The 9,970-nt window shown below is 41.5% G+C and carries 13 protein-coding genes and 2 pseudogenes; 1 reads left to right on the top strand and 14 read right to left on the bottom strand.

Annotated features, from left to right (window positions below):
* On the bottom strand, positions 1–153 hold a 153-nt coding region (locus D0T84_RS19750), incomplete at its 3' end, for a zinc ribbon domain-containing protein (protein WP_221413153.1).
* Positions 154–405: 252 nt separating this feature from the next.
* Here D0T84_RS19750 and D0T84_RS19755 point away from each other — a divergent pair.
* The gene (locus D0T84_RS19755) at positions 406–1,023 is read left to right on the top strand and encodes a CatB-related O-acetyltransferase (RefSeq protein ID WP_163309573.1); all 618 of its coding nucleotides are present in this window, start codon (positions 406–408) and stop codon (positions 1,021–1,023) included.
* Between the two features lie 64 nt (positions 1,024–1,087).
* Here the strand turns inward: D0T84_RS19755 and D0T84_RS19760 are convergent, their stop codons facing one another.
* The 13 genes and pseudogenes from D0T84_RS19760 to D0T84_RS19815 form a co-directional block, all read right to left on the bottom strand.
* Positions 1,088–2,035 (bottom strand): GyrI-like domain-containing protein, encoded by a 948-nt coding sequence (locus D0T84_RS19760; protein WP_163309574.1) that lies wholly within the window; start codon positions 2,033–2,035, stop codon positions 1,088–1,090.
* Between the two features lie 671 nt (positions 2,036–2,706).
* On the bottom strand, positions 2,707–3,099 hold the full coding sequence (locus D0T84_RS19765; protein WP_163309575.1) for a VOC family protein: 393 nt from the start codon (positions 3,097–3,099) through the stop codon (positions 2,707–2,709).
* A 20-nt stretch (positions 3,100–3,119) separates the two neighbouring features.
* Positions 3,120–3,596 carry a YdeI/OmpD-associated family protein gene (locus D0T84_RS19770; protein WP_163309576.1) on the bottom strand — a complete coding sequence of 159 codons (477 nt, stop codon included), beginning with the start codon at positions 3,594–3,596 and terminating at the stop codon, positions 3,120–3,122.
* Positions 3,597–3,630: 34 nt separating this feature from the next.
* Complete coding sequence (locus tag D0T84_RS23110; RefSeq protein ID WP_255495486.1) at positions 3,631–3,933, bottom strand: zinc ribbon domain-containing protein; 303 nt, start codon at positions 3,931–3,933, stop codon at positions 3,631–3,633.
* A pseudogene (locus D0T84_RS19775) lies at positions 3,910–4,296 on the bottom strand (VOC family protein); the annotation flags it as partial. The gene D0T84_RS23110 and the pseudogene D0T84_RS19775, both read right to left, overlap by 24 nt.
* A gap of 20 nt (positions 4,297–4,316) precedes the next feature.
* Positions 4,317–5,072 carry a VOC family protein gene (locus D0T84_RS23115; protein ID WP_255495483.1) on the bottom strand — a complete coding sequence of 252 codons (756 nt, stop codon included), beginning with the start codon at positions 5,070–5,072 and terminating at the stop codon, positions 4,317–4,319.
* 69 nt (positions 5,073–5,141) lie between these two features.
* Entirely contained in the window at positions 5,142–5,888 is a 747-nt protein-coding gene (locus tag D0T84_RS19785; RefSeq protein ID WP_163309577.1) for a helix-turn-helix domain-containing protein, read from the bottom strand.
* A gap of 5 nt (positions 5,889–5,893) precedes the next feature.
* Positions 5,894–6,493: a type 1 glutamine amidotransferase family protein gene (locus tag D0T84_RS19790; RefSeq protein WP_163309578.1), complete on the bottom strand. Its 600-nt coding sequence runs from the start codon at positions 6,491–6,493 to the stop codon at positions 5,894–5,896.
* An 11-nt stretch (positions 6,494–6,504) separates the two neighbouring features.
* A complete protein-coding gene (locus D0T84_RS19795) occupies positions 6,505–7,194 on the bottom strand; it encodes a 4Fe-4S dicluster domain-containing protein (RefSeq protein ID WP_163309579.1) in 690 nt (229 codons plus the stop codon).
* Positions 7,195–7,226: 32 nt separating this feature from the next.
* Positions 7,227–8,087: a GyrI-like domain-containing protein gene (locus tag D0T84_RS19800; protein ID WP_163309580.1), complete on the bottom strand. Its 861-nt coding sequence runs from the start codon at positions 8,085–8,087 to the stop codon at positions 7,227–7,229.
* Positions 8,088–8,101: 14 nt separating this feature from the next.
* Positions 8,102–8,575, bottom strand: a complete 474-nt coding sequence (locus D0T84_RS19805; RefSeq protein ID WP_163309581.1) for a hypothetical protein — start codon at positions 8,573–8,575, stop codon at positions 8,102–8,104.
* A 58-nt stretch (positions 8,576–8,633) separates the two neighbouring features.
* Entirely contained in the window at positions 8,634–9,170 is a 537-nt protein-coding gene (locus D0T84_RS19810; protein ID WP_163309582.1) for a dihydrofolate reductase family protein, read from the bottom strand.
* 689 nt (positions 9,171–9,859) lie between these two features.
* Positions 9,860–9,970, bottom strand: a pseudogene (locus D0T84_RS19815) (transposase); the annotation flags it as partial.

Here is a 9,970-nt window from a genome sequence, read left to right on the forward strand (position 1 = left end):
GGGAATATCCACCGTGTAATCACCGTCTTTCAGGCAATAATAGCAATACTCATGGCTACGGGAATGATCGGAATTAGTCCCCATATATTCCTCCATATCGAAGCGAAGCGGCATTCCGCAACTCTGACAGTATTGTTTATCAGCTTGATTCATACCACAAAGATACGATGCCTATTTCGGATATGGTTGTCCAAAATAGGCATCTTTTGGTATCTGCCTTAAAAGCACTACTTTTGTAGTTCAAACCCGAAGAAGAATCAATTGACGAACCCTATGAAGTGGCAGCGTTGTATATGAGTTTTTTGTAAATAGATAGGGAATGGCAGTATTGTTATTCCCAATTTACTGTGCCTTTATCCGGCATAGTTAAATCTATATTCTTATTAACAAATAAACTTATTTACAATGAATGCAAAAATATATCCGAGAGCAAACGACTCTCAAACCATCTATCTGAATACAGTAATCAAGAACCCTAATATTGTCATTGGTGACTATACAATCTATAACGATTTTGTTGACGATCCGACCCTGTTCGAGAATAATAATGTATTATATCATTATCCGATTAATAAAGATCGGCTGATTATCGGGAAGTTCTGTTCTATTGCCTGTGGTGCTAAGTTTATCTTCAATAGTGCAAACCATACGTTGAGGTCGTTATCTAATTATACCTTTCCTTTGTTTTACGAGGAGTGGGGATTGGAGAAGGCTAATGTGACGGATGCTTGGGATAATAAAGGAGATATCGTTATTGGTAATGATGTATGGATTGGCTATGAGGCAGTGATTATGTCCGGGGTTCATATTGGTGACGGAGCTGTTATCGGGACACGGGCGGTGATTACGAAGGATGTTGCACCCTATACAATCGTCGGTGGAGTACCGGCAAAAAAGATACGGAAGCGCTTTGACGAAGAGATTATCGCAGAGTTGCTAAAGCTACAATGGTGGGATTGGCCAGTAGATAAGATTAGGGAGGCGATACCTTATATTGTAAATGGGGATATTGGAGCATTATAAAAGGAGATGGGAGATAGGAAAAAGGAGATAGGAAAAATCCCTTCTCCTTTCTCCTATCCTCCCTTTACAAGGGTTTCACCGGGATACAGATATCTACGATATGCTTCTGCTTGGGATGCGTTGTGTAGTCGTTGTGATAAAGTTCGTAGGTACAGCCATCGCCTTGTTGATAGCCGCTTTCTACAAACCAGTTGCACATGGAGTTCCATGCTTTCTCAAAGTCGGCAAAGCCAAGTTCAAAGTGTCCGACAGCATACTTCCCGCCGGGAATGGTGAGTTTGCCGATTTCGCCGTCTACTTTCACATCTTCTTCTATAATGATACAGGCGCTTTGGCGTACTTTCTCCAGTTCGGTTACTGAAGGGTCATCGTGGGTTACGGATGCGGACTTCGATACATTTGGGGTGTACAACCCACGGGGATATGCCCATTTGAATAGCTTTTCGTAAGCCTGACCGATTTGATTGAATGCTCCGATGTGGCGCACATACACTGCCTTCATTTCAGGCATTTCCTTTACTTCAATGTTTGCTTTCATAAAATAAAATTGATTTGATTCGACGATACAAAGGTCGGCGTTCTCGCCTGTATCGCTTTTCAAATTCTTGCGGAGCATTTGTCCATTCTTGCTAAACAACTTTCCGTTTTGCGAATAGACAGGTTTGTCGGCTTTGCTGAACTGGCTGGGGGTCATGCCGAAGTGTTTTTTGAAAGTCCGGCTGAATAACGAGACGCTTCCGAAGCCACAACCGTAGGCAATTTCAGTGATGGTTTCAGGGACAGCTTCGCGGAGTTTCCATGCGGCTTTCTCCACCCGCAGGCGTTGGATGTAGTCGATGGGCGTTTCGCCAATCAGGAAAGAGAAAATCCGGTGAAAGTGAAATGGGGAGAAGTTGGCAACGTCGGCGATGCTTTTTAACTCCAACGGTTTGTCGAGGTGTTGGTCGATATAATCCATTACCCGGTTGATACGTGCACGGTATTCTATGCGGCTATTTTCTTGTATGTTCATAATCGGCAAAGGTAGTCGGAAGGGAGGAGATGGCGTGTTCTATTCTTGCTAAGTTTGTTTAGGCAAGGGATGGTTTAGTTGACAGCTCTATTTTTTAACTGCAAAGGTATTATAGGCATTCGCAGCAGCTAAAGTGGTCAACTTTCAAAATGGAGGTAATTTCACTAATGTACTATCATTTTGATACATCTCGCAGGTTATAGAGTCAACTCGAAAAAATTATATCTAATTCAAATTAAGACACATAGATAATCTTACAATTTTATATCCACACCCTACCCACACCCTACCCACACCGAAGGCATACCGAAGGATCACCCTACCTGTAAGCAAGGATAGGGTAGTTTGCTATCAAAATGATAATCAGACTATAACTGCAGCGCTTTTATCGATGTTTTCAGCGCTCCTTATTAGTATTCTTTTCGTTCCCTATTGGCAGCCTAATCGCTCCCTATTGGTAACCTCGTCGCTCCCTATTAGCGACGCCATCACTCCCTATTAGCGACGGCATCGTTCCCTATTAGTGATTTGGGGTTGAACTATGGAGGCAAATTAGTCGTATAGAGTTTGTCCTTTTATTTATTAAAAGACCAATGGGTATGTATGATCCTCCACTGATTAGAAGTATTCAATTGATAGACTTCCGTACAATCCGTCTTTCTTTTTCATAATCATTCTGCTAATAACTCGATATAATTCCCTTCGGGGTCTAATACGGCACTTTCATAATAGCCATCGCCGGTAGTGCGTGGTTCGCTTGCAATGGTGTAACCATCTCTTCGGAAAAGTTCAGTCAGTTCATTGACAGTCTCTTCTCCTCCAACAGTCAGGGCAATGTGCGCCAATCCTTTAAGCATATAACGCAGTTGGTCGTTTTCGGCAACATCCGGACGGTTCATCAGCTCAATACGTGCTCCTCCTTCGTTAAAGGTCAGGAAATAAGAGGTGTATTTCTTTGTTGGATTGATGTATTTATCGTTGCAACTAACGTCGAAGTATTTGAGATAAAACTCCTTCATCCGTTCAATATCATCCACCCAAACGGCTATGTGGTCTATTTTCATAATAATGTTCTATATCTACTTTATTCTTTGTTATACTTCTGATTCATCGCAAGCCTGTCAAGCGTTTTGGCTATTCGTTCTACTTTCGTTTGCTCTGCCTTAGCTGAGAATATCCACTTGAGATAGTCTTGTTGTTCGTTTTCGCTGAGCGACTGATAAAATTGCAAAGCCTCCGGCTCGTCATGCAGGCATAATAGGAAGTCTTCAGGAGTAACAAGTGGTTCGTCATTTGAGTATAAAATGATATGTACCCAATCGCCCGCCTCTTTCTTGATTTTCTTGCGAATTTCGGTTTTAACCGGAATCATCAAGTTGCCATTGCCCAAAGGCATTAAATGGGAGCTTGCAACCTCAAAGCCATCAATACTTCCTTTTACTTTCAACATTCCGAAAGCTCGATTGCCAATCTGAATATCGGGGATTTCGGCATACGTCCAACCGCTTTTGCCGGAAAACTTTTCGAGCAAGTATTGTTTGTCGACTAAGGGTTTGTTCATTACTGCTATTTCAACTGATATTTAGTTTTCATCTTTAATCCTTCTTCCAACGCTTCAAGCTCGATAAAAACTCGCACAATATGGGGCGTGCCTCATCAACGGTGAAGTTATTTCCTGTTTCTGCATTCCAGTGATCGAGGTATTTCAGGTTGGTTTCCAACATCTCGTCCATGGTTACGTTGCGGGTAAATGCACCGTTCTGATAGCAGTAGTGGCAATACTCCTCGTTGGGAGTTCCATCGGCATTGGTGCCGAACTCTTCTGCTGACTTCATGTTCATGCCACAGCTTTGGCAGATTGGTCCATCCGCTTTCAGGGGAGAATAGAACTCTATCAGGTTCTCTTCCGGGTCGTAGAGGTGCACAACACGCATTCCCCAGCCGGGCATATCTGTGGGTTCGTTGATGAATTGAAGTCCTTTTGCCTGGAACGCTTGATAGGTCTCGTCTACATTTTCTACTTCAAAGGAGATCATGGACTTCTCACGATAACCTGTGGGTTGCACTTTGTCGGCATTACCAACGGCGGGAGCCATATAGTCGGAGGTGAACAGGGCAAGGCCCTCTATGCCGTCGGCTACTTTGAAGCTGGCATAACAGTCACCCACATCCCAGGCGGCCTCTAAGCCAAGCTGCTCAGTGTAAAAATTGAAACATTTGCGGTAGTCTTTGACTAATAGTCTTACGTTGCTGAATTTCATGATGTGTTGTTGTTAATTTATTAATCTCTTTTATAGTCTGTAAACCCCAATCTGTTACCCGACGGGTCGTTTAATTCTACCGCCCAACCTGTCCGTATCTTAAATGGTTCGGATAGAAAGACAATGCCTTTGGCTTTCATCTTTTCGTAAACTGCTTTGGTGTCTTCAACCTCTATCCAAATGGCAGGTATTGTGTTCGGCATCTTGGTTTTATCTTTTAGGATGATTGCCGGCTCTTCGTTACCGACCTTGAAGGCTACCATACCTTGCTCTGCAAACTCGAATTTCTTTTCCAATCCCAGTACTTCGGCATAGAAATGTACGCTTTCCTGATAATTGTTAGCTGGCAGGAAGTAGTTATCGTAGTTCTTAATTGCGGTAGGTTCTACTGTATCTTCTGTTATTGTCAGGATATGTCCGTTGTTATCGAAGATGGCGAATTCGTCGGCTCCATAGAATGTTTTATGCATCTCTTTGGCGATAGATTCTGTTCCCTGAAGCTTTTCGTACAGTGTTTGCATACCTTTCATCTTCACGTAAAAGGTCATAATACCCAACACTGGGCGACCAGCTAACTGTGGGGACTCTTCGGTTAGGTTATCCATTTCCTGAAACATAAATGTTGTTCCGCCATTAGCAACCATGGCCCATTGCAAGCCTTCGGTTGGAGCGGGAACACTCATAATCAGATTGAAACCTAATGTCTCGGTATAGAACTGTACTGTTTCATCGACGCTCTTTACGCCAATGTTGGGAGATAGAGTTTGATATTCCATTGCTTTCATCTTTTTTGAGTACAAAAATACAATACCTATTTGATGTGTTTCGTGTAAAAAACCGACATTCTACACGGCATGTTCCGATGGAGAGATACTTCCCAAACGCTGAAACTCTTTATTCATGTGTGAATGATCGTGATATCCGCAAGCAATGGCTATTTCGTACATGCTTTCATCCGGATGGGTTTCCATATAACGGCGGACAGACCGGAAACGTATGATGTTACTGAATACTTTGGGCGTTATACCGATGGTTGTTTTGAATCTACGCTCGAATTGCCGTTCGGACAGGCAGACCTCTCCGGCTATTTTGCTGACAGACAAAAGGCCGTTATTGCTTTGAATAAGAGAAACGGCATGTCTGATTTGCCTGTCTGGCAGATATAGCTTGTGCATACGTGCCAGAAAATACGCATTGATATAATTAATGCGTTCCTGCATACACTCCATATCGGGCAATCGCTCATAGAAACTGTTATCAAACAGGGTTTCGGTGAGTGGGAGTTCTATGTTTTGGTTGGTAATCATGGAGATGGGTATGCGGGTGAATGCAGTGATCCCTGCCGGCGCAAAGCGAATTCCCATCATCCGCACCCGTCCCGGCTGATAGGTGATTTCCAACAAAGAGGTCATGGTGCCGACCAATATAGGCAAGTCGGCTGAGGATTGGTTATTCCCGAAATCGAAAATAATATCCACACAACCGTCGGGGAGAATACGGTGTGTGAACGTATTCTCAATCAGCCCATCGGTAACCCAATAGGTTTCTATCAAGTGCTGTAGGCGCAGGTCGGGTGGGAATTCTTTGTACATACATGTTATTTCGGTAAAAAACCATTTTTATAGAACTGATAGCTCTCTTCTATAATTTCAGGCGCATCCGCATCTAATACATACAGGATTTCACGGCAAAACTCCAATGGAGCCGTTCCGGGGGCAGTAACAATGTTGCCGTCTCTGACAGCTTGTTCGTTGATATAGTTGGCATCGCCAGTATATTTTTCTCCGGCATACTGTTTCAGATAGTCCAGTCCGTTGCTTGTGTGCTTCACATGGTTGAGAATGCCACAGGCTCCGAGAAATACCGAAGCATTGCATATTCCGGCAACTAACTTGTTCTCTTCAGCGGCTTTTTCTATAAGCGGAACAATTTGCGCTGCTTCGGGCGAAAACCAATGCATGCCGCCAATCAATACTAATCCCGCATGGTCTTCCGGCATATCGTTCAGGTCGTAGTCGGGTAATACTTTGAAGCCGCCTATCGACAGGATAGGGTCTTTGGTTACAGACATGGTTTTCACTGTGTATTTGATTGGGCCTCCGGGCTTAACGCCTATATTCAAGCAGGTGGAGATATAAGCTCCTTCCCAATCGGCAAACTCGTTTAAGAGTACAAAAATTACTTCTTTCTTGTTCATGTTGTTTCTACTTATAATTCTTTTTTCATATATCGTTGTGTCCACGGGCAATGTACCATACACTTCAAACAAGTAGTGCATTTATCGACATCAATCATTTCTTCGCGTTGTATATCTAATTGCCAAGAAGTACCTTTCAAGGCATGGGGTTCACAAACATCCAAACAAATCCGACAGTTGCCACACTGAACAGTGGGCGGATTATTTAATACTGTGTCGAGTGGTGCATCGGTCAAAACTCCGCCCCATGTTTGGCAACAACCGTATTCTTTATTTACCAACAGGTTATTCTTCCCGATCCAACCCAGTCCCGCATGGGTGGCTAATGTTTTCAGAGGGAGCATCGACTTGTTGCCTTCGAAGTTATTCGTTGCTATCTGATTGTCATCAGAGAGTGAATAAGCACTGTACCCATTCTTCTCAATGAAGTCCGCAAGCAAGTCGGATATACGATACATACCCATTTCATACATATAATGTTCATCATCATCGAAATAGTTGCGGGCAACCATATCGGGCACATAGTTGGGATTATAGCTGACTCTTTTCAGGTATTCGGGAGAACATTTCACGCCAAACAATACAGCAGACGAAAATCCCCGATTTTGCTTTTCTACTAAACCGGAGATATCAACAAAGTGGATAAATTCTATTCCCTGTTGTTTTAACTCATTCGCGACTGTTTCGTTTAACGGATTCATTTATTTGTTAATCGAATTGCAAAGATACTATCTTATTCCACAGGAATATAGATTTCAGTTTTTAACTTTTCGGGTCTTGTTCTGTCAGGGTGATTCAGATACTTTTCGAAGCAATGGTAATCCCGAAGTTTCAAGTTGTTTTCGGGAAGCAGACGAGCATATATCGTATCGTAAACGGCATCCAAATTGCTGTATGAACCCTGATAATGAAACACAGCAAACTTTCCCTCTTTGATTTCTTTTACTCCAATATCGCCCTGTGGCTTTACGTCTTTTTTAATGACAAGACAAATATCGGTGCGGAGTTTATTACCCTCTGTTACTTTTGGGTCATCGTGATAAATGGCGATATGCTCCATTCCGAAAGTAAAGAGCTTATGTTCTTTGACGAATTGCCACAAACGTTGCCATGAACCGGAAAAGTCAAGGCTTCCGTATTCGCCTGTGAGTTTAATGTAAATGGCTTGTTTGGCTTTAATATTCAATATTTTGGGGGATTTTATCTTTAACTGTATATTTTTCTTTTCTGCTTTCATAATGGTAAAATCTTTGTTGGTACGGTATTCTGTCGGCGAAATACCATATTGTTGTTTGAATGCTTTTGATAAAGATGCAGGAACATCGTAGCCGACACGGTAGGCAATTTCAGCAACAGGCATATCGGTATATCGAATCAAACGGGCAGCGGTTTCCAACCGAACCCTGACGATATAAGCTCCGATAGGTTCTCCCATAAACGCACGAGTAATACGGTGGAAATGATAGGGAGAGAAATGACTTATTTCAGCCAGTTTTGTCAAATCAATGGTTTGATCCAAGTGATTGTTGATATACTCCACAATGATATTGATCTGTTTCTGATATTCCTCTATGGTCGATATTCGTTGTTTCATATCATTTTCTGAAATTAGATTCCTAAAATTTTCATTACTTCATCCGCATGCTCACGACAATAATCCTGAGTGAATGCGATTAAAGGAATTCCTATTAATACGCTTGTTAATAATCCGTTTCCTAAAGCCTTGTAATCTTTGTCTTTTAATGTAATCCATAAACCCAATACGATATTGAGTGTCATAATGATATGGGAGAATTGGGTCAAAAGATCAATTCCACTTTTCCACGGGAAGACAAACAAGCCCATTGTTCCGAAAAACATCATCGGCACAATAGCGATTGTAAGCCATATTTTGTTCTTTGTTCTGAAATAGAAGATTAACCCCAGTAGGAAAGCAATACTCGATGGAGCACATGCATTGAAAACAAGCCATTGAACAACGCTCACTTTGGCAATGCCCAGAAAATACCATGTACTGTTGGCAACGGTTAATAGAAGGATAATCGCTAGGATAATACTTATAACTCGTTCTGTTTTTGTCATACTCATTTCTTTTATTTGTTTTTGCAAAAGTATGGTGTAAACAGATTTTAGGCTTTTCCTATCTTGCTAACTTTTTAATATAGGCCGTTTTCAAAACTCCATTTTTATAGCTTGTACTATCCTGCAATTTCCATTTTGATTCTTTAGGTTGTTCGGGAAATAAAGAAACTCCTTTGCCTAGAATAACGGGGATATAAGCTATCTGCATTTCGTCAACCAAATCGGCAGCAAGCAACATTGAAACCAATTCACCACCGCCAAATAGCCAAATGTTCTTTCCCGACTCATTACGTAGGTCATCAATATGTTCAATTACATTTTCCGTAATGAATTTAATATTTTCTTTTTCTCCCCAATCATGATGAGAAACCACATAAACTGTTTTGTCCGCATACGCACCCATTGCATCCATATTTGATAATTCACGCCAAGAGCGGCCACCCATGATAATCGTATCAATCGAATCCATAAATTCTTTGTAGCCATAATTCATTTCTTCGGTAATAGGAAATTCGGAAAGCCATTCGATACCACCGTCCGGTTCTGCAATGCGCCCATCAAGTGATGCAGCGATGTAAAGGATAATTTTTTTCATGTTGATAATCTTTGCGTTATTTACTCTTGTTATGTTCGCCAGAGTAACACGCAAAAAGAAGCGTGGAACTCACACACTTCAATGTAGAGGTACTGGTATACCCGAAAAGGAAGACGTGCAAGCCCACGCCATACTTTCGTATAGCATGAACATTGCGCCATAGTCTCCTTTTCTTGAAAATTACCAGTTTTCTACATTGAGACGTTCAGCGAACGTTATGTTATATCTAACGGAATTAATCCGCTATTATTCTAAATTTCTGATGCAAAGATAGTGATTCCAGTCAAATTATTGCTGAAATTAACACTGAACTATTTGTAGTTACAGATTTTTAATAGGAAAGTTTTGGTAAATAAGATATGTTATATCTGATAGTTTTCGTATCTTTGTATCGTATTGGAAATGACAATAGCATTGTCGGGCAAAACGCCGAAAAAAGCACTATGTTCATTCATTTGCACGGTTGTTTTGACACTCTATAAGATATTATAAATGTGGTAGTTACCAAAAGGTAAAACGTTCTGGTGGCACCACTTTTAAAAGACTTCAAATTTGGTAAATCCCTGAAAATAAAACGTTTCAGGGATTTTCTTTTTCCAAGAAATCCTCCATTTTTAGCAAAACTAAGCAGTTCCCTCGGGCTAAATCGGGCTCAGCGGATTTTCCGGGTTGATTTGTCTTGTCACATATCATGAATATAGCATTGCCAGCCTGTACATAAAGAACTTAATATCTGCTACTCCTCTGAATTGTCCTCTGAGAGCCTTTATTTTAGCGTTGAATGATTCGGCCGAAGCATT

Origin of the sequence: Dysgonomonas sp. 521, from assembly GCF_010501055.1 — a bacterium.
In the GTDB taxonomy this organism is placed as follows: Bacteria; Bacteroidota; Bacteroidia; order Bacteroidales; family Dysgonomonadaceae; genus Dysgonomonas.

Bases quoted from the DNA above. Each gene is read 5' to 3' on its own strand.
- D0T84_RS19795 (WP_163309579.1), bottom strand. From the start codon at position 7,194: ATGAATCCGTTAAACGAAACAGTCGCGAATGAGTTAAAACAACAGGGA.
- D0T84_RS19805 (WP_163309581.1), bottom strand. From the start codon at position 8,575: ATGACAAAAACAGAACGAGTTATAAGTATTATCCTAGCGATTATCCTT.
- D0T84_RS19785 (WP_163309577.1), bottom strand. From the start codon at position 5,888: ATGTACAAAGAATTCCCACCCGACCTGCGCCTACAGCACTTGATAGAA.
- D0T84_RS19810 (WP_163309582.1), bottom strand. From the start codon at position 9,170: ATGAAAAAAATTATCCTTTACATCGCTGCATCACTTGATGGGCGCATT.
- D0T84_RS19765 (WP_163309575.1), bottom strand. From the start codon at position 3,099: ATGAAAATAGACCACATAGCCGTTTGGGTGGATGATATTGAACGGATG.
- D0T84_RS23115 (WP_255495483.1), bottom strand. From the start codon at position 5,072: ATGGAATATCAAACTCTATCTCCCAACATTGGCGTAAAGAGCGTCGAT.
- D0T84_RS19760 (WP_163309574.1), bottom strand. From the start codon at position 2,035: ATGAACATACAAGAAAATAGCCGCATAGAATACCGTGCACGTATCAAC.
- D0T84_RS19800 (WP_163309580.1), bottom strand. From the start codon at position 8,087: ATGAAACAACGAATATCGACCATAGAGGAATATCAGAAACAGATCAAT.
- D0T84_RS19755 (WP_163309573.1), top strand. From the start codon at position 406: ATGAATGCAAAAATATATCCGAGAGCAAACGACTCTCAAACCATCTAT.
- D0T84_RS19790 (WP_163309578.1), bottom strand. From the start codon at position 6,493: ATGAACAAGAAAGAAGTAATTTTTGTACTCTTAAACGAGTTTGCCGAT.
- D0T84_RS19770 (WP_163309576.1), bottom strand. From the start codon at position 3,596: ATGAACAAACCCTTAGTCGACAAACAATACTTGCTCGAAAAGTTTTCC.